Origin of the sequence: Bacillus sp. FSL W7-1346, from assembly GCF_038593335.1 — a bacterium.
In the GTDB taxonomy this organism is placed as follows: domain Bacteria; phylum Bacillota; class Bacilli; order Bacillales; family Bacillaceae; genus Bacillus; species Bacillus altitudinis.
Window position 1 is genome coordinate 3,698,114 of sequence record NZ_CP151988.1, and the last position, 22,192, is coordinate 3,720,305.

At 41.7% G+C, this 22,192-nt stretch carries 24 protein-coding genes; 5 read left to right on the forward strand and 19 right to left on the reverse strand.

Translation table 11 applies throughout. The features are described from left to right. Positions 1-76: 76 nt before the first annotated feature. Genes rplI through NST09_RS19030 form a run of 3 tightly spaced genes read right to left on the reverse strand, consistent with a single transcriptional unit; the run spans position 77 to position 3,470 of the window. Positions 77-526, reverse strand: a complete 450-nt coding sequence (gene rplI, locus NST09_RS19020) for a 50S ribosomal protein L9 (protein WP_007497423.1) — start codon at positions 524-526, stop codon at positions 77-79. Next, complete coding sequence (locus NST09_RS19025) at positions 523-2,502, reverse strand: DHH family phosphoesterase (RefSeq protein ID WP_017359884.1); 1,980 nt, start codon at positions 2,500-2,502, stop codon at positions 523-525. Before NST09_RS19025 ends, rplI begins: the two co-directional genes overlap by 4 nt. A 20-nt stretch (positions 2,503-2,522) precedes the next feature. Beyond that, the gene (locus NST09_RS19030) at positions 2,523-3,470 is read right to left on the reverse strand and encodes a YybS family protein (protein WP_017368456.1); all 948 of its coding nucleotides are present in this window, start codon (positions 3,468-3,470) and stop codon (positions 2,523-2,525) included. A gap of 303 nt (positions 3,471-3,773) precedes the next feature. Between NST09_RS19030 and NST09_RS19035 the strand changes: the two genes are divergently transcribed. Next, positions 3,774-4,703, forward strand: a complete 930-nt coding sequence (locus NST09_RS19035) for a manganese-dependent inorganic pyrophosphatase (protein WP_048001996.1) — start codon at positions 3,774-3,776, stop codon at positions 4,701-4,703. A 44-nt stretch (positions 4,704-4,747) separates the two neighbouring features. On the opposite strand, the gene NST09_RS19040 is transcribed toward NST09_RS19035, so the two are convergent. The 3 genes from NST09_RS19040 to NST09_RS19050 form a co-directional block, all read right to left on the reverse strand. Then, positions 4,748-5,605, reverse strand: a complete 858-nt coding sequence (locus NST09_RS19040) for a DUF3298 and DUF4163 domain-containing protein (protein WP_048001995.1) — start codon at positions 5,603-5,605, stop codon at positions 4,748-4,750. Continuing rightward, the gene (locus NST09_RS19045) at positions 5,606-6,100 is read right to left on the reverse strand and encodes an RNA polymerase sigma factor (protein ID WP_007497431.1); all 495 of its coding nucleotides are present in this window, start codon (positions 6,098-6,100) and stop codon (positions 5,606-5,608) included. It lies immediately after the preceding gene. A 149-nt stretch (positions 6,101-6,249) separates the two neighbouring features. Next, the gene (locus NST09_RS19050; protein ID WP_060832808.1) at positions 6,250-6,909 is read right to left on the reverse strand and encodes a hypothetical protein; all 660 of its coding nucleotides are present in this window, start codon (positions 6,907-6,909) and stop codon (positions 6,250-6,252) included. A gap of 106 nt (positions 6,910-7,015) precedes the next feature. On the opposite strand from NST09_RS19050, the gene katX reads away from it, so the two are divergent. Beyond that, positions 7,016-8,605 carry a catalase KatX gene (gene katX, locus NST09_RS19055; protein WP_048001993.1) on the forward strand — a complete coding sequence of 530 codons (1,590 nt, stop codon included), beginning with the start codon at positions 7,016-7,018 and terminating at the stop codon, positions 8,603-8,605. Positions 8,606-8,653: 48 nt separating this feature from the next. Here the strand turns inward: katX and wrbA are convergent, their stop codons facing one another. The 10 genes from wrbA to NST09_RS19105 all read right to left on the reverse strand — a co-directional run bounded on the left by wrbA (position 8,654) and on the right by NST09_RS19105 (position 16,559). Further along, entirely contained in the window at positions 8,654-9,277 is a 624-nt protein-coding gene (gene wrbA / locus NST09_RS19060) for an NAD(P)H:quinone oxidoreductase (RefSeq protein WP_045034926.1), read from the reverse strand. 59 nt (positions 9,278-9,336) lie between these two features. Further along, complete coding sequence (locus tag NST09_RS19065; RefSeq protein ID WP_024718443.1) at positions 9,337-9,948, reverse strand: alpha/beta hydrolase; 612 nt, start codon at positions 9,946-9,948, stop codon at positions 9,337-9,339. Continuing rightward, positions 9,945-10,895: a ring-cleaving dioxygenase gene (locus NST09_RS19070; protein WP_116306602.1), complete on the reverse strand. Its 951-nt coding sequence runs from the start codon at positions 10,893-10,895 to the stop codon at positions 9,945-9,947. Before NST09_RS19070 ends, NST09_RS19065 begins: the two co-directional genes overlap by 4 nt. A gap of 210 nt (positions 10,896-11,105) precedes the next feature. After that, on the reverse strand, positions 11,106-12,623 hold the full coding sequence (locus NST09_RS19075) for an ABC transporter permease/substrate-binding protein (protein WP_342493228.1): 1,518 nt from the start codon (positions 12,621-12,623) through the stop codon (positions 11,106-11,108). Further along, positions 12,616-13,581: an ABC transporter ATP-binding protein gene (locus NST09_RS19080; RefSeq protein WP_342493229.1), complete on the reverse strand. Its 966-nt coding sequence runs from the start codon at positions 13,579-13,581 to the stop codon at positions 12,616-12,618. The genes NST09_RS19075 and NST09_RS19080 overlap by 8 nt, the downstream gene beginning before the upstream one ends. A 199-nt stretch (positions 13,582-13,780) precedes the next feature. After that, positions 13,781-14,020 (reverse strand): 30S ribosomal protein S18, encoded by a 240-nt coding sequence (gene rpsR, locus NST09_RS19085; protein WP_008347556.1) that lies wholly within the window; start codon positions 14,018-14,020, stop codon positions 13,781-13,783. A gap of 41 nt (positions 14,021-14,061) precedes the next feature. After that, positions 14,062-14,604: a single-stranded DNA-binding protein SsbA gene (gene ssbA / locus NST09_RS19090; protein WP_007497456.1), complete on the reverse strand. Its 543-nt coding sequence runs from the start codon at positions 14,602-14,604 to the stop codon at positions 14,062-14,064. A gap of 36 nt (positions 14,605-14,640) precedes the next feature. Further along, on the reverse strand, positions 14,641-14,928 hold the full coding sequence (gene rpsF, locus NST09_RS19095; RefSeq protein ID WP_008347557.1) for a 30S ribosomal protein S6: 288 nt from the start codon (positions 14,926-14,928) through the stop codon (positions 14,641-14,643). Between the two features lie 108 nt (positions 14,929-15,036). Then, complete coding sequence (gene ychF / locus NST09_RS19100; protein ID WP_007497458.1) at positions 15,037-16,137, reverse strand: redox-regulated ATPase YchF; 1,101 nt, start codon at positions 16,135-16,137, stop codon at positions 15,037-15,039. 215 nt (positions 16,138-16,352) lie between these two features. Then, the gene (locus NST09_RS19105; RefSeq protein WP_008347561.1) at positions 16,353-16,559 is read right to left on the reverse strand and encodes a DUF951 domain-containing protein; all 207 of its coding nucleotides are present in this window, start codon (positions 16,557-16,559) and stop codon (positions 16,353-16,355) included. A gap of 294 nt (positions 16,560-16,853) precedes the next feature. Between NST09_RS19105 and NST09_RS19110 the strand changes: the two genes are divergently transcribed. Continuing rightward, positions 16,854-18,173: a hydrolase gene (locus tag NST09_RS19110; RefSeq protein ID WP_342493230.1), complete on the forward strand. Its 1,320-nt coding sequence runs from the start codon at positions 16,854-16,856 to the stop codon at positions 18,171-18,173. 15 nt (positions 18,174-18,188) lie between these two features. Continuing rightward, complete coding sequence (locus NST09_RS19115; RefSeq protein ID WP_007497462.1) at positions 18,189-18,599, forward strand: hypothetical protein; 411 nt, start codon at positions 18,189-18,191, stop codon at positions 18,597-18,599. 25 nt (positions 18,600-18,624) lie between these two features. Here NST09_RS19115 and NST09_RS19120 read toward each other — a convergent pair whose 3' ends face one another. Then, the gene (locus NST09_RS19120; protein WP_076821506.1) at positions 18,625-19,680 is read right to left on the reverse strand and encodes a hypothetical protein; all 1,056 of its coding nucleotides are present in this window, start codon (positions 19,678-19,680) and stop codon (positions 18,625-18,627) included. Between the two features lie 72 nt (positions 19,681-19,752). Between NST09_RS19120 and yyaC the strand changes: the two genes are divergently transcribed. Next, entirely contained in the window at positions 19,753-20,379 is a 627-nt protein-coding gene (gene yyaC / locus NST09_RS19125; protein ID WP_025208343.1) for a spore protease YyaC, read from the forward strand. 25 nt (positions 20,380-20,404) lie between these two features. On the opposite strand, the gene NST09_RS19130 is transcribed toward yyaC, so the two are convergent. Together NST09_RS19130 and soj are read right to left on the reverse strand one after the other, a co-directional pair. After that, positions 20,405-21,259, reverse strand: coding sequence for a ParB/RepB/Spo0J family partition protein (locus NST09_RS19130; RefSeq protein WP_035704116.1), 855 nt, complete (start codon positions 21,257-21,259; stop codon positions 20,405-20,407). Beyond that, a complete protein-coding gene (gene soj / locus NST09_RS19135) occupies positions 21,252-22,013 on the reverse strand; it encodes a sporulation initiation inhibitor protein Soj (RefSeq protein WP_008360890.1) in 762 nt (253 codons plus the stop codon). Before soj ends, NST09_RS19130 begins: the two co-directional genes overlap by 8 nt. Positions 22,014-22,192: the final 179 nt, after the last annotated feature.

The following is a 22,192-nucleotide window of genomic DNA, read 5'->3' on the forward strand; positions in this document are numbered from 1 at the left end:
GCAGGACTGACACCGAATGCGATGGTTTGTCTACACGCTAAGAACCCGTCTCACGAGGAGACGGGTTCTTTTCTGTTTATGCTTGTTCTGTGACGTGCACCTTTAATGTTGCTTGTACTTCTGGGTGAAGCTTCACCGGTACATTTGTGTATCCTAGCGCACGGATGGCATCATTCAACTCGATTTTACGCTTATCGAGTTTGATTTGATGTTCTTTTTGCAATTTATCAGCGATCTGTTTGCTTGTGATCGATCCAAATAGACGACCGCCTTCACCTGATTTAGCAGTGAGTTCCACTGTCAGCGCCTCAAGTGTTTCTTTTAATTGTTTCGCTTGCTCAAGCTCTTGGATGGCATTCTTTTTCTCTTTGTTTTTCTGCCCTTCCAATGCACTTAGGTTCGTTGGAGTTGCTTCAACAGCTAACCCTTGTTTGATGAGAAAGTTGTGAGCGTATCCGTCAGCTACATTTTTGACTTCGCCTTTTTTCCCTTTGCCTTTTACGTCTTTTAGAAAGATGACTTTCATCTTTGAACCCCTCCTTCGAAATATTCGTCTATGGCAGCTTTTAACTTCTCTACCGCTTCTTCAATGGTTATACCATAAATCTGGGTCGCAGCGTTAGTTAAATGACCGCCACCATCTAATGCTTCCATAATAATTTGAACGTTGATATCCCCTAACGATCTTGCACTAATACAAACCGTATCGTCATCTCGCCTTGCGACAGCAAATGATGCTTCAACCTCACTCATCGACAAGAGAGAATCAGCCGTTTGTGCGATCGTAATTTGATCATAATACTCAGACCTGTCAGACGGCAAGGAAGCAATCGCTACCTGATTTTGATACAGCTCTGTATGCTGAATGAGCTTTGCCCGTTTGATGTAATGATCGACTGTCTCTTTCAAAAACTTTTGCACAAGGACAGGATCTGCCCCTTTTGCACGAAGGTAGGATGCTGCATCGAACGTTCTTGACCCCGTTCTGAGGGAGAAACTCTTCGTATCCACGATGATCCCAGCAAGAAGTGCTGTGGCTTCAATCATGTTAATCCGCAATTTCTTCGGCTGATACTCTAACAGCTCTGTCACAAGTTCTGCTGTAGATGAAGCATACGGCTCCATATAGACAAGTAAAGGATCACGGATAAATTCCTCACCACGTCTATGGTGGTCAATGACAACGACGTTTTCGATCTTATTTAGCAGTCGTTCTTCCATCACAAGGGACGGTTTATGTGTATCTACGACCACAAGCAATGTGTCATCCTTTGCAAGCTCCATCGCTTCCTCAGGCGTGATAAAACGGGACCAAAGTTCTTCATAATTCTTAATTTCACTAATTAAGCGTTGAACGCTGTCCCCAATCTGGTTGGCATCAATGACGATGTAACCTTCTTTTCCATTCGCCTGAGCAACCTTTAAAATCCCGATCGAGGCACCGATAGAATCCATGTCGGGGAACTTATGCCCCATGATCATGACATTACCGCTTTCAGATACAATTTCTTTTAAAGCATGTGAAATCACCCGTGCGCGTACTCGTGTCCGTTTTTCCATTGGATTGGTTTTCCCACCGTAGAATTTCACTTTCCCATTCGGCTGTTTAATCGCTACCTGATCCCCGCCTCGTCCGAGGGCAAGGTCAAGACTCGACTGCGCAAGTGCGCCAAGTTCTTTTAAAGAAGGAACAGACGCACCGATTCCAATACTAAGGGTAAGTGTGGCGCTATGTGCCCCTGTTTTCTCACGAACCTCGTCTAAAATGGAAAACTTCGACGCTTCAAGCTCTGCTAAGATGCTCTCGTTTAATACCGCCATAAATCGTTCAGATGAAATTCTTTTTAGGAAAATGCCATATTCTTGCGCCCAATTGTTTAACAGCGATGTGACTTCACTATTTATCGCGCTGCGCACCTGATCATCGAGACCTTGTGTGACATCATCATAATTGTCTAAAAAGATATAAGATAACACCGTTCGTTCATTTTCATACTGTCTTTCAATCTGCACTTGTTCCGTGACATCAAAGAAATATAAAAGGCGCTCTGACCGTTTAATAATGACTTTGAATTTCCGGTCATTCAGCGTCACATTTTCTGTCTCAACCTCTTGTTTAATAAGAGGCACAATGGATTCAAATGTATCATACAAGGATCTGCCGACAAGTGTGCTTTCATGGAAGCACGAAGCGAGAAATGGATTGGTCCATTCGATATAATACTGGTCATTAAACAGCATAATACCAATTGGCATCTCCATTAATGCTTCTTCTCCAACCTTTTTGACTCGATAGGATAATGTTGAAATATATGAATCAATCTCTTTTTGCACCTGCGTATCTGCCCACTTTAAAAAGTAGAGCACACCCGCAAGGACTAAAAGACCAACCGCTCCTATGATCCAATTAAAATAAAGGTTGAGGAGGACTGTGATCACCGCAAGGACAATTAACGCGAAGATCGGATACTTGATGACAGGTTTTCGATAGAAGCTTGGCACTGATATCAACTCCTCAACATTCAGAGTGAATTATTTGTTTTTACTTTTTCTCTTAAATCAAAGCCTATGTCAGCAATCCCTATAATACGCACAATCACACCGATTGGCGGAAAGAGAATCGTCAATACGACGGCAAAAATGGGTACCACTTTTGAGATGTTTTTTTCGTGGCAATAATAGAAGATAAAAGAAAAGCCCTGAATAAGCACCAGTATAAATAAAATTTGAAAAGCACTCGTTTGCACGAGCGATAAAAAGCTGCCTTTCTCCGGCTGAATCAGCATCAAAAGCAGTGTGAGTAAATAATACCATACCATGCTTTTTGGCAGTCGCATATCCTTAAATTTCTTAAGAGCTGGCATGTCTGGAACAAACCGTTTGATCAACGGCCGCACAAACCAATGATTGACGAAAGACATCAGCGTGACAAAAATCAAAAGCGCTACAGGTAAAGAATTTAATGCCGTATCCTGCATCTCTCTAAACTGCTTGAGTTGTTTTGCTATGTCCTGATCAGAAGCGCCAGATTGTTTTAAGGTACTCTCTACCATCGGCATGATTTGGTCAATTGATTCCTTTGCGACACCCAGTATATCTACTTGAAACAGCTGGACACTGACAACAAAGTAAATGAGAAAACTGAATAAGTAGATCAGCGCACCCGTAATGATAGCCTGACCTGGCTGCCTCCTGCTGTAGAAAACACCCATACCTATTCCAACAGCAATCAGCATTGGCGCACTTAACAGCCCATTAATAGACCCAATTAAAAAGCTGATCACTATGCCAATAGCGCCAGCCGCAATTCCTTTTTTCAAGCCATGCCTGATTGTATAGAGAATGATCGGAATCGGAGCAGCCATGAAGAAAATAATGGATAAAAGTGGCACATACAAATAAAACAGCGTCATTACCGCAAAAATACTGATCATGATAGCGCCTTCTACTAACGCTTTTGTTTGTTTCACACCTTCACCTCAATCCAATCATTTTTCTATATCTTGCTCAATGTGTACTTCTATGTATACGTACGATGTACGCTCCGTCATATCTTGACCCAACCTTTATTTTACCATAGCCGCAAATCGCAAGTAAAATGCAGGCTATCCCAAGAGCGTTTCACGTGGAACAACTTAGATCGTCTTGTACATGCAACTTTTCAGACAGCATGTTACAATTTTTTAGATTATTCTTAGCTATAAACCCTGAATTCAAGGTCAAAAGCTGTTAGAATAGAAACATCATCAATAAAAGTAAGAAGGAGAATTCACATGGGAAAAACACTCGTATTCGGACACAAAAACCCTGACACAGACACGATTTGCTCTGCTATCGCTTACGCTGATCTGAAAAACAAAATTGGCGTTCAAGCAGAAGCTGTCAGACTTGGAGAAATCAATGGAGAAACACAATACGCATTAGATTTCTTTAAACAAGAAGCACCTCGTTTCATTGAAACGGCTGCAAACGAAACAAAACAAGTCATTCTTGTCGATCATAACGAATTCCAACAAAGTGTAAGCGATATTGATCAAGTACAAGTGACAGAGGTCATTGACCATCACCGTATTGCCAACTTTGAAACAAGTGAACCTCTTTACTATCGTGCTGAGCCAGTTGGCTGCACAGCAACGATCTTAAACAAAATGTACAAAGAGCACCAAGTCACAATTGAAAAAGAAATCGCTGGTTTGCTTTTGTCTGCGATCATTTCTGATTCCTTGCTATTCAAATCCCCAACATGCACACAGCAGGATGTTGATGCTGCGCATGAGCTGGCAAAAATCGCAGGAGTAGACCCTGACGTATATGGTTTAGATATGCTGAAAGCAGGAGCTGACCTAAGCCAAAAAACAGTTCAAGAATTAATCACACTGGATGCAAAAGAATTTGCACTAGGTAACAGCAAAGTCGAAATTGCACAAGTTAATACAGTTGATATTGCTGAAGTAACAGCAAGACAAGCTGACATCGAAGCAAAAATCAATGAAGTTATCGCAGCGAAAGGTCTTGATCTATTTGTTTTAGTGATCACAGACATTCTAGAAAATGATTCTCTTGCGCTTGCCCTTGGTGCTGAAGCAGCAAAAGTAGAAAAAGCATTTAATGTCACACTTGAAAACAACACTGCTTTACTCAAAGGTGTTGTATCAAGAAAGAAACAAGTCGTGCCTGCACTAACAGACGCACTTTCTTCATAAACATAAAAAGACTGCTGACATCTTCAGCAGTCTTTTTTCTTCTTTTAATGAATGTACATATCGCTGACAAGAACATCCTTTAGCACGCTTGTTGGAATCGTGAATTCAACTACACCCATGTAACCAGGCGCCACATCATATTCGTTGAAGGAAATCACCAGTTTGCCTTTTGAATTGATATAGAAACTTTGATCTGGCTGAATCTTCTTAAACGGATCAACCGTATCTTGCTTCGTCATCCAGTAAATCTTATTTGAATCCTCTTTCATCTGTTTCTTCATTTGTTCTTTAATATTTTCACTAATCACATCAATATAACGGTCATCTTTAAACAGACTTGGTAATGTAATGAGTACATGGTTTTTCTTATCCACCGTATCATATGTCATTTCCTCTGCCGCAGAAGCCTGAGTTGTCACCTTGTATCGACCTAGTGAAAGAATTTGATCATTATTTGTTCTTACTTCATATCCGCTCTCTACACTCAAATGACCATTTTTATAACCCTTTGTTTCCTTTTCAAAATCTTGATACAGCTTTTTGTTTTCAGCTAAATATTTTTGATTCAGGCTGTCTTGTAATTTTCCGTCCCCAAGCCCTGAAACGTGTGGTGTTTTGAGATCAATATTTGTTCCCTGATCGCTCTTTTTAAATTCTGTGAACGTCACGACTTTCACAAGCTCTCCAATGACGGGTACTTCTGAAATCGCTCTTGCTGCCTGCGGACTGACATTTACAGTGGTGACAAATAAAGCAGCCGCAGCAACCAGTCCGATCGTCCATTTCTGAAAATGAGGTTTCTTGTTTTTTCGTTTTAATGTCCGTTCAACCATAGCATCGTATTCCGGGGGAATAGGGATTTCTAAATATTCCTCTTTTAACTGTTCCAAATGCTTATCCATTTATATTTCCTCCTGCGATAATTCTACTTTTAAAAGCCGCAACGCCTTATATAATCTTGTTTTAATGGTGTTTTCATTTTCTCCAAGAATATGAGCAATGTCCTCTAGCTTTAAATCCTCAAAGAATCTTAATATAATGATGACCCGATACATCTCCGGCAAATCTTCTATCGCCCGTCTGACATCTTGATCCTCATAGACATCCGATTCACCCTGTGATAAAAATTCCAGCGTGTCATCGTCTGTCACTTGCACACGCTTCTTCTTTCGTAAAAAGTCGAGGGCAGCGTTTACGACGATTTTATAAAACCAGCTATGCATCTTAGTCGCATCCTCTAATCGGTGAACAGATTTGAGTGCTTTATGAATCGCCTCTTGAACGACATCCATCGCATCTTCTGGGTTTTTGACATAGCTATAGGACAATCGATAAAAACTGTGTTTATGCTCCATTACGTAATCCGCAAATTGATCATCAATCTTTCGTTTCTTCATTTTACAAAGAGCTCCTTTATCTTAAATGCGCATCTGTTATTTCTTACATTGGATAGACGCGCATCTGTTAAAAATAGTTTGCGCTCCATTATTTTTTTAACATGTCATCCCATTTACGTTTCTATACAAAAAGAGCGAACCTGACGGGTTCACTCTTTTAAAGCCGTTATTTTTTGATAAACAAATGGTTTGAGTGGTGATAGCGGATGAATGATGGACACTCCTGTTTCCTGCTCCACCTGCTTTGCAGCGTGAACCATCGAGAGCTGCATCACACAAATATCTCCATGCTGCTGCTTCACAGATTGCCTTAACTGTTCCATGATTCGCTCATGGTAGGCTTGTATATCACCGTTCAAGCAAAGATGAAAGACATCCTCTAGCACAACCACTTCTGCCTTCAACTGCTTTCCCCGCTCTTTTACATATGAAGACAGTCGCTTCATCGTTCCTTCTACTGTATCTGGGTTTGAAAACACCAGCTGAAGCGGACCCTCTCGCTCACAAATCTGCTCAAATAACGGCTCATCTATCGGAACAATTGGTTGTTTGAACAGGTGCTGCTGCTCCCCCAAAGCCGCAATGTATTGTGTACACGTTAATAAAACAAGATCAGCCTCTCCTTCTTGCATGAGTCTGTTGATGGCATAGGTTTGCTGCTGCTCAAGATCAAATGCGGGATCTTGTTTGGCTCGTTCCATAAATGATGAATCGACGATGTGATGCAGATCAAATCCTGTGTCATAGAAAGCGTCGTCAATGTAAGAAATATTAGATGGATGTGCGTGAAGGCAGTGTAATCGAATCATTAGGTCCGCTCCTCATAAAAGTTTTCACTCATTATATCAATCCTTGTATGAAATAGGGAGCAACATGACCATATTGTTAGGGAGATATTGAAGGAGGGATTCTACCTTGAAAGAAGATCAACAGCCTAAATCATCTTCAGAGTCAGAAGAAACCTTGACGAATCGACAAGGTCACCCGGTAACAGATAATCAAAACATGAGAACCGTTGGGAATAGAGGACCGACTACGCTTGAAAACTACGATTTCCTAGAGAAAATCAGTCATTTTGATCGTGAACGCATCCCTGAACGTGTCGTTCACGCACGAGGTGCCGGCGCACACGGATACTTTGAAGCCTACGGTACATTCGGTGACGAACCCATTTCCACTTATACAAGAGCCAAATTATTTCAAGAGAAAGGAAAAAAGACCCCTGTCTTCGTTCGATTCTCTTCTGTTATTCACGGCGGACATTCACCAGAAACTTTACGCGATCCGCGGGGATTTGCGATCAAATTTTATACAGAAGACGGCAACTGGGATCTCGTTGGGAACAACCTCAAAATTTTCTTTATTCGAGATGCTTTGAAATTCCCTGATTTGGTTCATGCCTTTAAGCCTGATCCTGTCACCAATCGTCAGGATGGCGAGCGCATTTTTGATTTCGTTTCACAATCACCTGAAGCAACACATATGGTGACATTTCTCTTCTCACCATGGGGCATTCCCGCCACATACCGGCACATGCAAGGCTCTGGCGTCCATGCCTATAAATGGGTGAATCATGAAGGAAAAGCAGTACTGGTCAAATATCACTTTGAACCGAAGCAAGGGATTCGCAACCTGACACAAGAACAAGCCCAAGCCATTCAAGGGGAAAACTTTAATCATGCCACACAGGATTTATATGAAGCCATTGAACAAGGGGATCATCCTGAATGGGAAGTATACGCTCAAATCATGGAAGATGACACCCACCCCCATCTAGACTTTGATCCACTCGATCCGACAAAGCTCTGGTACAAGGATGACTATCCATGGAAACCGATCGGACGAATGGTGCTAAACAAAAATCCAGAAAATTATTTTGCTGAAGTGGAACAGGTTGCCTTTGGGACAGGGGTTCTTGTAGACGGATTAGATTTCTCAGATGATAAATTGCTGCAAGGACGTACCTTCTCATACTCTGATACGCAGCGATATCGTGTGGGGCCAAATTATTTACAGCTGCCGATCAATGCACCGAAAAAGCATGTTGCCACCAATCAGCGAGATGGGCAAATGGAATATCATGTGGATCAAGGAAAAGGACAAAACCCCCATGTGAATTATGAACCGTCCATTCTAGGGGGATTAAAAGAAGCGCAGCAAGATGGAAAGGATCATACGCCTTTTGTAGAGGGTGAAGTCAAACGAGAAGCCATTGACCGCCCGAACAATTTCGGACAAGCGGGAGAAACCTATCGCCGCTTCAATGATTGGGAACGTGAGGAACTGATTAAAAACTTAGTCAACACCTTAGCTACCTGCCAAAAAGACATCCAAGACCAAATGATCGAAAACTTTACAAAAGCTGATCCTGACTACGGAAAACGTGTGGCCGATGGCTTAAAAGCCTTCAAACAAGAGGAGCCAAGCGGACCAATTGGATCAACAGGCGCGGCACAGGCTGTCAACGATGCGATCAACAACAGCACCCCTTCAGATCCTTATTAATGAAAAAAGAATGCAGCGGAGTGGCTGCATTCTTTTTGTATACATCTATTAAGCGTTTTGACCTTTTTTGATCCATTCTGCTACATTCACTGTACGTTTCGCCTGATGTTTTGCGGCTGCTTCTGCATCCTCTTGGATCTTTCCATTTTGGTCAACAGTCACACTCACACCATAAGGGTTACCCCCTGCGCCGTATAGGGAATCATCCGTGTAGCCAGGAGCGGCAATAATAGCTCCCCAGTGGAACATCGTTGTATACAGGCTCAGAACCGTCTGCTCCTGTCCGCCATTTGGGTTTTGTGCAGATGTCATCGCACTCACTGCTTTGTTTGCTAGTTTCCCTTGGAACCATAAACCGCCTGTTGTGTCTAAGAATTGCTTCATTTGAGCCGGTAAGTTACCGAAACGTGTCGGCATGCTGAAAATAATGGCATCTGCCCACTCTAAGTCACTTAACTGAACCTCAGGGACATCTTTTGTTTCATCTAAATGTGCTTTCCATGCTGGATTTGATGCAACAACTGCTTCTGGTGCCAATTCAGGAACCTTTAAAATTTTGACTTCAGCACCAGCTTCTTTCGCTCCAGCCTCCGCCCATTTCGCCATCTGATAGTTTGTACCTGTTGAACTATAATAAATAATCGCTAGTTTTACGTTTTCCACTTGTTCCATCTCCTTTTGTTTGGTTTGCCCAAAAAGCTTCTGTAAAAATCCCACCTGTATTCCCCACCTTATTTAAATTGACGACGATACCACAATGCCGCAGCATCGACTTCTTCTCTCGTTAGCTGATGTCCACGATTTTCCCAATGAAGCGTTACGGATGCTCCCGCCTCCTGAAGCAGTTGCTCCAGTTCCTGAGATTCCTCAGGACGGCACATTGGATCATTTTCACCAGCTGCTATAAAGACTTGTTTCCCCGCTAATGAAGGTAATGAAACCCCTCGTCTTGGGACCATTGGATGATGCAGGATCGCTCCTTTCAGCGCATCTCCGTAATGGAATAACAGACTTCCAGCAATATTCGCCCCGTTTGAATAGCCGATGGCTACAACATTGTGACGATCAAATCCATACTTATCTGCTGCTTCCCCGATAAATGTATATAATTCCTCTGTACGCTCAATTAAATCTTGCTCATCAAAAACACCCTCTGCCAAACGCCTGAAAAAACGCGGCATGCCGTTTTCTGATACATTTCCTCTCACACTAAGAACAGATGCTTCAGGGTCTACCACTTCTGCAAGCGGCAATAAGTCTTGCTCTGTCCCGCCAGTTCCATGCAGCATGAGAAGGACAGGTTTTTGTTCATTCTTTCCTTTTTGAAAAAGATGCTTCATCATGAATCTCCTTTCCCTTTGATTTCTCTTACCTCAATCGGCAGCACGATTTGTTCAATTTGACTACGCTGCGCCTCATATTGCGGCGGCAGTTTCAACGCTTCACCCATCGTTTCCACAGATTCATCGTGTGCAAACCCTGGAGGATCGGTCGCAATCTCAAATAATATGCCGCCAAGCTCTCTAAAATAAATGGCATTGAAATAATTTCGATCTTGCACAGGCGTCACTTGATATCCGCTTTGCGCAACATGTCTTTGCCAATCTAATTGATCCTGATCATCTGTTGCTCTCCACGCAATATGATGTACAACACCCACGCCCATACGTCCTCGTGCAACAGGTGTCTTGTTCACATCAATGACATTGCCGATTTCTCCAAACGAACGGAATCTCACATAATCTCCTTCCGTGCCGACTTTTTCAAGTCCCATCGTTTGCTCTAACAGCTGCATCGTTTGCTCAGGCTGTGAAGTTAATAAAACAGCTCCGCCAAACCCTTTAATCGCTACTTCTGGTGTCACCCCATTAAATGTCCAGTCATTCTGTTTTCCTTCTTCACGTTCTACAAGTTCTATCAATAAACCGTGCGGATCTTCAAATGAGAGAAAGGCCTCACCAAAGCGTTCAATCAATTCATAAGAAACGTCAAACTGCTCAAGGCGTTCCTTCCAAAAAGAGAAGGCACCGGTCGGTACGACATATGTTGTCACACCTACTTGACCTGCTCCAATTTGTCCCTTTTGTGCACCTGGCCAAGGGAAAAACGTAATAATGGTACCTGGAGAACCTCCTTCATTTCCAAAATATAAATGATATGTGCCTGGATCATCAAAATTGACGGTCTTTTTCACGAGACGAAGACCTAAAACACCTGCATAAAAATCAACGTTCTCCTGAGGATGACCAACAATTGCTGTGATATGGTGAATTCCTTCTGTTTTCTTCACTTCTAATGACCTCCTCTTCATGACGTAACATGTCCCTACTCATTATGTCTTGACTGATGCTTTTACATTATCTCGAATTCGAGATATATGATCAAAAAATATATTTATCTCGAATTAAGGATATTCTTTTTTGAAATAGATGTCAATGATTTTTGTTTTTTTCTTTTCAAAAGCAGGCCGCTTTGTTATAGCAGACCTGCTTTCCCTTGATTATTGAAGCAATTTTTTCTTTTTTAAATAGGCTTCGGCTACTTGAAATGCATCTTTCCCCTTCACATTGACTTCGTAATTCATTTCTCTCATCTCATCATCTGTGATTTGACCAGCGAGCTTGTTGAGAGAGGCCTCAATCTCAGGATACTCTTTTAATGTCTCCTGTCTTAGCAAGGGCGCTCCTTGATAGGGCGGGAAAATATGCTTGTCATCATCAAGCACCTTCAACTTGTATTGTCTCAATTCACTGTCTGTCGAATACGCATCGACCAACTGAATATTCCCTTTTTGAATGGCTCGATATCGAAGTTTCGGTTCCATCGTGACCACATCGTCAAAAGAAAACTGATAAGCTTTTTGAATGCCTAAATATCCATCCTGACGATCAGAAAACTCTAAAGTAAAGCCAGCACGTATGCGATTCTTGATTTGACCCAGATCTGAAATCTTTGATAAATCATATTGATCCGCTAGTAATTGAGGCACGGCTAAAGCATATGTATTGTTATAAGCCATCGGCTGAAGAAGCTGAAGCTGAAAGGATGACGCCAAACCTTGGCGCGCTTGCTCATACACTTTTTCCTTATCCGTGCTTTTCGCTGTTTCTTTCAGAAATTCAGAAATCGCTGTCCCTGTAAATTCAGGATAGATGTCAATATCACCAGACCGCAGTGCTTGAAAAACAAAGGACGTCTTACCAAGACCAGGCTTAAGATTGACTTGGATATCTGTATCCTGCTCAATTAAAAGCTTATACATGGAGATCAAAATTTCAGGCTCTGACCCCAGCTTCCCTCCAATGGTGATCTCTTTCTTTTCTTGTTGAAACAGCAATGGGGCAGCGACAACTGCTCCTGCTATTACAGCAAAGACCGTCACAGAGATCACGGTTTTTTTAAAGGAGATTTTCTCAAGTGTCCGCAAAACCACATCAAATAAGAGCGCAAGTAATGCAGCTGGAATAGCACCAATGATGATCAAAGACATATCATTTCGATCAATTCCAAGCAGAATCAGACTCCCTAATCCGCCTGCCCCAATAAGAGCTGCAAGAGTGGCTGTCCCTACAATAAGAACCATCCCTGTTCGGATACCTGCCATGATCACAGGCATAGCAAGAGGGAGTTCTACTTTTAATAAGCGTTTGCGGTGATTCATTCCCATAGCGAGCGCCGCTTCTCGCAGCGACGGATCGACCTCACGAATGCCTGTATATGTGTTTCTTAAAATAGGAAGAAGAGCATAGACGACAAGAGCGATAATTGCGGGCACTTGACCAATCCCAACGAGAGGAATCAGAAGTCCAAGCAGCGCCAAAGACGGAATTGTCTGCAAGACAGCCGTCACCCCAATGATCCACTCTGCTATCTTAGGGACTCTCGTTAAATAAATCCCTAAAGGAATGGCAATCAAAATCGCTAGAAATAACGCAATGAAGGAAATTTGAATATGCTCAAGTAAGGCGTGTCCGAGCTGATCTTTTCGAGCCCATAGCACACTGATCCATTCATTCATGTGTCTCGCCCCTCTCAGCAGAAGTACCGGCTAAATACTGGATCACCGCTTGACGAGTGATGAGCCCGATCCGTTCCCCATCCTTCTCAACAACAAGCTCTTCATGCTCTACCAGTCGAGATAGAACCTCTTCTAGCGTCGCATGGATGGAGACCACCTCATCGCCTAACAGATCTTCTTGAGGCATGGGCTGAGAAATAGTTGTCAGCTCAAATGCTTGATGGTCGACATGACGGGCAGCTCCTGAAACAAACTCCCGCACAAATGGATTAACTGGATGCTGAATCAATTCCTCTGGGCGACCAACCTGCACCACTTTTCCTTCATTCATTACACATATCCGATCTCCAAGCTTCATGGCTTCCTGCATATCATGTGTCACAAAAACGATGGTCTTTTGAATACGGCGCTGTAACTCAAGCAGATCATCTTGTAATTTCTCTCTCGTCAGTGGATCTAACGCACTAAAAGGTTCATCCATCAGGACAATCTCAGGATCAGCAGCAAGTGCCCGTGCTACGCCGACTCGCTGCTGCTGTCCTCCTGAAAGCTCTGCTGGCTTTCGATGTCGATAGGTAGTAGGCTCAAGCCCCACCATGAACATCAACTCATCAACACGCTGATTCGTCTCAGTCCGCTTCCATTGTTTCAGCTCTGGCACTATAGCAATATTCTCTTCTATGGTCATATGAGGGAACAGCGCTATTTGCTGAAGCACATAACCAATATCCCAGCGCAGCTCATAAATATCATAATCGCTGATGGTTCGACCCTTTATGTAAATCTCACCTTCTGTAGAAGAGATGAGACGATTGATCATTTTCAAAGTCGTCGTTTTCCCGCTTCCACTAGGTCCAATCAATACAAAAAATTCACCTTTCTGAATCTCCAAATCAACAGATTGAACGGCATAGCGGTCATCAGAAAACTGCATCGATACATTCTTAAATTCAATCATCTTCCCACGCCCTGACTGCAAGTATATTTTAAAATACCAATATGACAGATTAACCTAGTATTTGTATAGAACAAACTGTCACGTTGACTCTCTTTTTACATACTTCCCCTAGTTAGACTGCCAGAAACGGCTTTCTCATAAAAGTGAGACAAATAAAAAAAGCGAAGAGCTCAAGGCCCTTCGCTTTTAAGTCAACGACTTACTCACCAGTAACGTATGGAAGTAATGCCATTTGACGTGATTTTTTAATCGCTAATGTCAATTTACGTTGATACTTAGCGCTAGTTCCTGTTACACGACGAGGTAAAATTTTACCACGCTCAGAAACAAACTTTCTAAGAAGATCAACATCTTTGTAATCGATGTGCGTGATTCCGTTAGAAGTAAAGAAACATACTTTACGACGTTTCGCACGACCGCCTCTGCGTCCACCTGCCATTTGTTTTCACACCTTTCCTTTGGTCATTTTTTTCAGATCAATTAGAATGGCAAATCATCATCGGAGATGTCAATCGGTTTACCATCATTCGCAAATGGGTCATCATTGAAGCTATTTCCCTGATTACGATTTTGGTTATTTTGATTGCCATATGGATTTTGACTTGGTTCATTTCCAAATGGATTCTGATCATTTTGGCTACCGCCATAATACTGGCCTCCGCTATTGCCACCGCCGCTGTATCCACCTGAACCAGCACCGCCGCTTTTAGGCTCAAGAAATTGAACACTTTCAGCTTGAACTTCTGTCACGAAGACACGCTGTCCTTGCTGGTTTTCATAGTTTCTTGTCTGCAAGCGACCGTCTACACCGGCAAGACTTCCTTTTTTCAAGAAATTAGCCACGTTCTCGGCTTGTCTTCTCCAAGTAACACAGTTAATGAAATCGGCTTCACGCTCTCCAGATTGATTCGTAAACGTACGATTCACAGCTAGAGTAAACGTGGCTACAGCCGCACCATTAGGCGTGTAGCGAAGCTCAGGGTCTTTTGTTAGTCTTCCGACCAATACAACACGGTTTAGCATATTGAAAGACCACCTTTAAATATATATTTCAATGATTTATTCTTCTTCTTTAACAACAATGTGGCGAATGATATCGTCACTGATCTTAGCTAAGCGGTCAAATTCTTGAACTGCTGCAGCGTCAGATTGAACGTTTACGATTTGGTAGAAGCCTTCACGGAAATCGTTGATTTCGTATGCAAGACGACGTTTACCCCAATCCTTTGTTCCAGTGATCTCCGCACCGTTAGAAGTTAACACGTTATTAAAACGGTCGATAACTGCTTTTTTAGCCTCATCGTCAACTGTTGGGCGGATGATGTACATAACTTCGTACTTTCTCATCTGATTGCACCTCCTTTTGGTCTAAGCGGCCCTATACGGGCAAGGAGCAATAAATTATATTACTCACAATTGTATATTATAACAAATTACTTGGCCTATGACAAGAACCTATACGTTAAAACGGAAATGAATGACGTCTCCATCTTTCACTATATATTCTTTACCTTCTAAACGAACTTTTCCTGCTTCTTTTGCAGCAGACATACTTCCGCCAGCTAGTAAATCTTCATAAGCAACCGTTTCAGCACGAATAAATCCACGCTCGAAGTCCGTATGAATGATTCCAGCACATTCCGGCGCCTTCATTCCTTTTTTAAATGTCCAAGCACGTACTTCTTGCTCACCTGCTGTGAAATACGTAGCTAAACCTAGAAGTGAATAAGACGCTTTAATCAACTGATCTAGACCTGATTCTTTAATGCCAAGCTCTTCAAGGAACATTTGCTTCTCTTCTCCTTCAAGCTCTGCAATTTCAGACTCAATCTTCGCACAAACGACGATGACTTCAGCGTTTTCGCCAGATGCAAACTCACGAATTTGCTGTACATATTCGTTTCCGTCCTGATCTGCTACTTCGTCCTCACTCACATTTGCTACATACAGAATAGGTTTTGACGTGAGTAAATGAAGTTGCTTCACAAGCTTCTGCTGCTCATCTGTAAATTCAACCGATCTTGCAGATTTTCCAGCTTCAAATGCGTCCTTCAGCTTTTCCAAAATATCAAATTCAGCTACCGCTTCCTTATCTTTTTGTTTCGCTAGCTTACTCACACGAGTTAAACGCTTTTCAACCGTTTCTAGATCAGCCAAAATCAATTCTAAATTAATCGTTTCAATATCTGACACTGGGTCAACCTTACCTGACACATGTGTAATGTTATCATCAGCAAATGCTCTCACCACGTGACAGATTGCATCTACTTGACGAATGTGAGAAAGGAATTTATTCCCTAAACCTTCTCCTTTAGATGCACCTTTCACAATACCAGCAATATCAGTGAATTCGAAAGCAGTCGGAACTGTCTTTTTTGGCTGCACTAATTCTGTCAGTTTTTGCAAACGCTCGTCTGGAACTTCTACAATTCCGACGTTTGGATCAATGGTACAGAACGGATAGTTAGCAGACTCCGCTCCAGCCTGTGTAATTGCATTAAATAGCGTTGACTTCCCGACGTTAGGTAAGCCAACAATACCAGCTGTTAAAGCCATTCTTTCATCTCCTCTATATGAAACGTGCTCGTTATACTGCGTAATATGAACCTAGAGCAATTATAAGTAGGTTTACATGAAAAGACAAGCTAACCATCATGCATTTTCAATAGAAGAAACATTACCAAAAAGACTAAATCGGAGCTTTAAAATAAGAAATTGCATCTGTTTCTCTGAACAAAAGACAAATTTCATCAAAAAAGCATGAGGCCTACTTAAGCAGTTGGCTCCTCATGCTTGACGAGAATTTTCTTCATTTTTCGTTCAAAATCTCTTCTTGGGATCATCACGCTGTGCCCGCACCCTTCGCATTTAATACGAATATCCATGCCCAAACGAATGACTTTCCACCGATTGGCACCACATGGATGGGGTTTTTTCATTTCAACGACGTCATGTAACCCAAATGCTTTGTCTGCCATCAGCATTCACCTCTCTTGCTCACTTCATTAAATCTATTGTACAAAAAAATGCCGATAGAGAGCAATGCACAAAATAAAGAGCCGCTGTCATGTATCAATCCCGTTCTTTTTTATAGAAAAAACCCTTCTTTTAGATCATTTTATTTGTGACCAATAGTTACTTAAACTCCGCTTTTTTTCAATATTGTCACAAACACTGTAGGTCAAAAGGTTTTTATTGGTAGAACGCTGTGGTTTTTCCATATTTTTTGATTTATGATATCTGCATAAATGTTATGTGAGGGAGCAGGTACGATGGTCAATCGAAAGGATAGATTAACCGACAAAGATTATAAAATCATATCCGATCACGCTGGAAACGCAGAGAATTACCAGCAGAACCATACGATAGAAGTAGGTCAGCATACGCTCACTGTCAACGATTTTCTAAAAATAGATCATCAATTATATGGTTTAACGATGCAGCAGGAACAGTCAGATGAGTTCATTGTCGCGTTTCACTGTCCTCTGCCAAAACAAATGACGGTGACATCGACACAAGATGTTCAAACGGCTACCCAATCATTGTTAAAAACGGATTATGCCTACCCCATTGAAAGAAAATCCTTAGCCGGGAAACAAGATCATGTCTTTTTTAAAGGGAAGGAATACATCAAGGACGTCTGTCAGAAGCACCCGAATGCAACCATCTATCTCACTGGACAAGCGCTTGCCGGTGCTGTTTGTGCTTACATTGCGACAGAACAGCCAGCTGTCAAAAAAGCCATCACATTCGATAGCCCAAATATATGGAGCAGCCTGGCACCTTCCATTCAGCAAAAAGCAGTAGAAGGAAAATATAACCATGTTCTCACGGAATATATTCAACCCAATCATTATGTAGGATTACTCAATCGCCATGATCATGGAGTTGGACAAGTCAAGTACACCGTACCGCCCCGGGAGCAGGGATCGGTCCAAGAATCCATAAAATATAAACCAAGAGAAATTGACACCTTTTTAAGATCAGCTTTTGCATCAATGAATATAGAGTGGAACGAATCGTTTGATACAAATGCATTTTTAGCTCTCGTTTCAGGAGAATTTAAAGTAAATGGGTATTCATTCCATTCGAATGGAACCGCTCGTATTTTAGATGAACAGCTTGATCACAATACAAGTTTTACAGCGATGCTTTTACAAGAAATCCATTCAGGCCGTGCATATGCACAAAGCGGGCTTGAAATTATCATAAAATCCCATTTACTAAAAAATTCATCTTATGATCTACAAAGTATTATTGAACATGAAGTACACACTGTATTTGAGAAAATAGATGGAATTGATGATAGTGTCAAAGATGCCGTCCATCATGTAAAACAAGAGCTGAAAGGACTTGTAGGATTTGGTCACTATGATTTATTAACCCATAGCGATGTAGAAGCACTGTTAGAGGAAGTAAGGATGGAGCAGCCGCAATCATCCTTTTATTCTCATGAAAAACAACTGAATGCCTTGTACACCTTGAGAGACTACGAACAAGAACTTTCCACCCTTTCAAGACATATGTACACAATGGGTGATGACTATGCCAAGGCAGATAGACGCCTTGCGATGCAAATGGGTATTCGTTAAGAAAGGAGTCGCCATATGATCAATCAAAATAAACCTCCTAGTGACGCCCAGCGTTTCTTGCAAAATGTGAGTGCCCGCCGCTCCATGTCTGTATTCGAAAGTCAATCTGCACCACAAACACAATCGCAATCACCTGAAGAAATTGCCGCTATTCAGGCCATGCGCAGAGAAGGACAACGAAAAGATTTAAAGCGATTGCTGAAAATGCGGCTTCACGATGAATTGGCAAACACACGTATGCACTTGGAGTACCAATTGTCCAAAACAGAAGACATGATGAACCAGACAACCATTGTCAAACAGCATGTATCCCAGCATTTAAAGGGACAAGCCATATCAGAAATAGAGGAACGCATGCAGCGTCTCCAGCACATGCCTGTATATGACGATATCAAGGAAGCGATTGATTCCATTCGGATAAAATAAGCACTTCTCTTTAAAAGAGAGGTGTTTATTTTATTTTATCAGTATAATTTTCAGAACGGAAAAATATCTTTTTACTTAAAATAGGATACAGCATTAAACAGACAAGCAAATAAAGATTGAGCAAGCTGTAAATCGGATACAAGAAAGCAATCAAATCAGCAAATCCAAGAGAGGTTAAAGGTGCCATCAAAAGGAGCATGATGAATACAATGAACCAGCGGGGCATTCGTACAAAAGAGAGCATGCGGCTGGATAAACCAAATAATCCCGCAGCAGTTGTTGTATAAATCGCTAAACAAAGAACAATGGTCATAAACACAAACAATGATGTTGGTGCCCCCTCTAATACTGTAAACAAAGGAATCCCTTCTGCTGAAAGACTCCCAGAAATATCAACTAGTATTTCGTTATACACATAAGAAATGACACCAAAAATCAAACCGCTTAATATACTCGCAACTTTGGCCTCTCCAAGCCCCTTCATTTCTTTCCCCACTGAAGATAGCACCGCCACAACAGATAATATATTCAAAGAAGCAAAGACGATACTAGCAGGCCAATTGTATTGCTGGCCAAAATCAATTCTCCACATATGATCATGATTCATATAATAAAAAACAAACGCATAGATGAGCCCCGCCACCAAAATTGGTATAATGAAGGCATTCACAGATAAGAGCCCTTTCACATCCCAGAAAAAAATCATAAATGAGAATAAACAAAATGCACCGATTCCAACCCAAAATGGCACATGATACATCTCAAGTGTCACCCCGCCACCGGCAATCATGACTGTTGTTGTCGTGAATAGATAAAGAACAATTAAAATATCATACACCTTGGCCAGCCAAGGACCTACAAGACGCTCTAACACCGGCACAAAATGATCGGCACGCACCTCATAACTGATTTTTAACACCACATAGGTAGACAGCATAAACATGAGCGTAAACAGTAGAATGGCTAGTCCGCTATCAAGGCCAAAAAACTGCCAAATTTCTTGACCGGAGGCATATCCCGCTCCTATCAAGCTTCCTAAAATTAAAAGCGTCCACCTTGAACCAGCCTTCCACACAATCATCACCTCATAGGTATAGAATTAAGCTTGTTTCCGTATACTGATACTAACTACTATGACAAGGAAGTGAGACCTATGAATAGCAAGAACGGTCTTTTTTTAAGAAATAGGGTGAAAGAATACGTGTCCCATACGGATACAAATGCCATTCAGCAGCTTAAAAGTATTTTATTCTCGCATCTTCAGAAAGCAGGAAAAAGACCCGTTGCCATCGTCTGCATAGGAACAGACCGCTCAACCGGTGACTCTCTAGGTCCACTTGTAGGAACAAAGCTTTCAAGTCTTGATTTAAAAAAGCTGCATGTATACGGCACTCTCTCTGACCCAGTGCATGCGGTCAATTTAAAGGAAAAGCTCGCTGAAATTGAACAAGCTCATAAACATCCATTTATCGTAGCCGTTGATGCCTGTTTAGGTAGAGTGAAAAGTGTAGGATCGTTTCAAATTGGAGAAGGACCGTTAAAGCCCGGTGCAGGTGTGCAAAAAGAGCTGCCAGAAGTAGGCAATATTCATATTAATGGAATCGTCAACGTGAGCGGTTTTATGGAATACTTCGTTCTCCAAAACACACGTCTTCATCTTGTAATGTCTATGGCCAATACACTTTCTGAAAGTCTATCCCACATTGATCAAATGGATTGGACGAGAGAAAAAAGCCGTTCTCTTTTCACCCCTATTCAAAATATCACGGGAAGAATATAAAAAAGACCATCTCATATCAAGATGGTCATTCCGATGATTCTCTCGTAGAAAGCAATTCAAGGATTCTTTCTAAATCTTCATTTGAGAGAAATTCAATCTCAATTTTCCCTTTTTTCTTCTGTTTCTTGATCGTCACTGAAGTACCAAAGTAATTTTGTAAGAAAGATTCTCTTTCTTTCAACACGCGATCCTTTGGTGCTTCTTTTTTCTTTGTTTCACGTGGAACATTTTCATTTAATTGCTGAACAAGTTTCTCAACCTGACGGACATTTAATCCTTCGTCCACGACCTTCTTTACCAATGGCGCCAGCTTCTTTTTGTTTTTCAAACTAAGCAGCGTGCGTCCATGTCCCATGGATAATGTTCCATCCGCAATCAGCTTCTGTACTTCATCCGGTAATGTTAATAAACGAAGGTGGTTCGCAATATGCGGTCTGCTTTTGCCTAATCGCTTGGCTAATTCCTCCTGAGTCACACTTAAGTGATCTAGTAAGGAGGCATAGGCTTCCGCTTCCTCTAATGGAGATAAATCCTCGCGCTGTAAGTTTTCTAAAAGAGCGATCTCCCTCATCAGTGTTTCTGAAAATTCCCTGACGATCGCAGGAATCGTTGTCAAACCAGCTTGTTGTGCTGCACGGAAACGGCGTTCTCCCGCGACAATGTCATATCCCTTAATGGACTTACGAACAATAATCGGCTGTAAAACACCATGCTGCTGAATCGATTCTTTGAGATCAGACAATGCATCATCATCAAACGTTTTCCTTGGCTGATAAGGGTTCGGGCGCAAATCCTTCAACTTAATTTCTTCGACAGTTTCTTCATTGGAATCCACATTGTTAAATAGCGCATTAATACCCTTTCCAAGACCTTTAGCCATTCGCATCCACTTCCTTTGCTAAGTCTAAATAGACATCTGCACCTCTTGAACGTGGATCATACAAGATAATAGGTTTCCCATGACTAGGCGCTTCACTTAGTCTCACATTTCTCGGAATCACGGTCTGATAGACTTTATCTCTAAAGTATTTTTTTACTTCTTCGATGACTTGGATTCCAAGGTTTGTTCTTGCATCCAGCATTGTCAGTAAGACACCTTCAATGGCAAGGTCGGTATTTAAATGTTTCTGCACAAGACGAACCGTATTCAATAATTGACTCAATCCTTCAAGCGCATAATATTCACACTGAACCGGTATTAAAACAGAATCGGATGCAGTTAACGCATTAATCGTCAGTAATCCAAGCGATGGCGGGCAGTCAATAATCATATAATCATAATTTTGCTTCACAGATTCAAGTGCTCTTTTCAACCTCACTTCACGTGAGATCGTAGGCACAAGCTCAATTTCCGCCCCTGCAAGCTGTATCGTCGCAGGAATGACATCAAGATTTTCGACCTCTGTCGTCTTAATCACATCAAGTACATCTGCATCGTCTACTAAAATATCGTACACGCACTTCTCTACGTCGGCCTTCTCAATCCCAATACCACTCGTGGCATTTCCCTGCGGATCAATATCAACTAACAACACTCGTTTTCCTATGTATGCTAAACACGCACCCAAATTAACAGAAGTTGTCGTCTTCCCAACGCCGCCCTTCTGGTTGGTAATCGCTATGATTTTCCCCACGATGTCACCCACTTTCAACTTAACAAGTTTCTCATTCATTCATACTTCCTATTCTATCAAAAAAAGTATGAAACGTTTGCTTTTTTTGTTCCCCCATTATAAATTCGTGAATGAATCTGTGTTTCCGTACATGAATAGATGCATAAAAATGCGCTTAGAAGATATATTAATATATCTTT

What these genes read in the sequence shown, in the direction of transcription:
- rplI (WP_007497423.1), bottom strand. Translation starts at nt 526, where the DNA reads ATGAAAGTCATCTTTCTAAAAGACGTAAAAGGCAAAGGGAAAAAAGGC.
- NST09_RS19035 (WP_048001996.1), top strand. Translation starts at nt 3,774, where the DNA reads ATGGGAAAAACACTCGTATTCGGACACAAAAACCCTGACACAGACACG.
- NST09_RS19040 (WP_048001995.1), bottom strand. Translation starts at nt 5,605, where the DNA reads ATGGATAAGCATTTGGAACAGTTAAAAGAGGAATATTTAGAAATCCCT.
- NST09_RS19045 (WP_007497431.1), bottom strand. Translation starts at nt 6,100, where the DNA reads ATGAAGAAACGAAAGATTGATGATCAATTTGCGGATTACGTAATGGAG.
- NST09_RS19050 (WP_060832808.1), bottom strand. Translation starts at nt 6,909, where the DNA reads ATGATTCGATTACACTGCCTTCACGCACATCCATCTAATATTTCTTAC.
- wrbA (WP_045034926.1), bottom strand. Translation starts at nt 9,277, where the DNA reads ATGGAACAAGTGGAAAACGTAAAACTAGCGATTATTTATTATAGTTCA.
- NST09_RS19065 (WP_024718443.1), bottom strand. Translation starts at nt 9,948, where the DNA reads ATGATGAAGCATCTTTTTCAAAAAGGAAAGAATGAACAAAAACCTGTC.
- NST09_RS19075 (WP_342493228.1), bottom strand. Translation starts at nt 12,623, where the DNA reads ATGAATGAATGGATCAGTGTGCTATGGGCTCGAAAAGATCAGCTCGGA.
- NST09_RS19080 (WP_342493229.1), bottom strand. Translation starts at nt 13,581, where the DNA reads ATGATTGAATTTAAGAATGTATCGATGCAGTTTTCTGATGACCGCTAT.
- rpsR (WP_008347556.1), bottom strand. Translation starts at nt 14,020, where the DNA reads ATGGCAGGTGGACGCAGAGGCGGTCGTGCGAAACGTCGTAAAGTATGT.
- ssbA (WP_007497456.1), bottom strand. Translation starts at nt 14,604, where the DNA reads ATGCTAAACCGTGTTGTATTGGTCGGAAGACTAACAAAAGACCCTGAG.
- rpsF (WP_008347557.1), bottom strand. Translation starts at nt 14,928, where the DNA reads ATGAGAAAGTACGAAGTTATGTACATCATCCGCCCAACAGTTGACGAT.
- ychF (WP_007497458.1), bottom strand. Translation starts at nt 16,137, where the DNA reads ATGGCTTTAACAGCTGGTATTGTTGGCTTACCTAACGTCGGGAAGTCA.
- NST09_RS19105 (WP_008347561.1), bottom strand. Translation starts at nt 16,559, where the DNA reads ATGGCAGACAAAGCATTTGGGTTACATGACGTCGTTGAAATGAAAAAA.
- NST09_RS19110 (WP_342493230.1), top strand. Translation starts at nt 16,854, where the DNA reads ATGGTCAATCGAAAGGATAGATTAACCGACAAAGATTATAAAATCATA.
- NST09_RS19115 (WP_007497462.1), top strand. Translation starts at nt 18,189, where the DNA reads ATGATCAATCAAAATAAACCTCCTAGTGACGCCCAGCGTTTCTTGCAA.
- NST09_RS19120 (WP_076821506.1), bottom strand. Translation starts at nt 19,680, where the DNA reads ATGATTGTGTGGAAGGCTGGTTCAAGGTGGACGCTTTTAATTTTAGGA.
- yyaC (WP_025208343.1), top strand. Translation starts at nt 19,753, where the DNA reads ATGAATAGCAAGAACGGTCTTTTTTTAAGAAATAGGGTGAAAGAATAC.
- NST09_RS19130 (WP_035704116.1), bottom strand. Translation starts at nt 21,259, where the DNA reads ATGGCTAAAGGTCTTGGAAAGGGTATTAATGCGCTATTTAACAATGTG.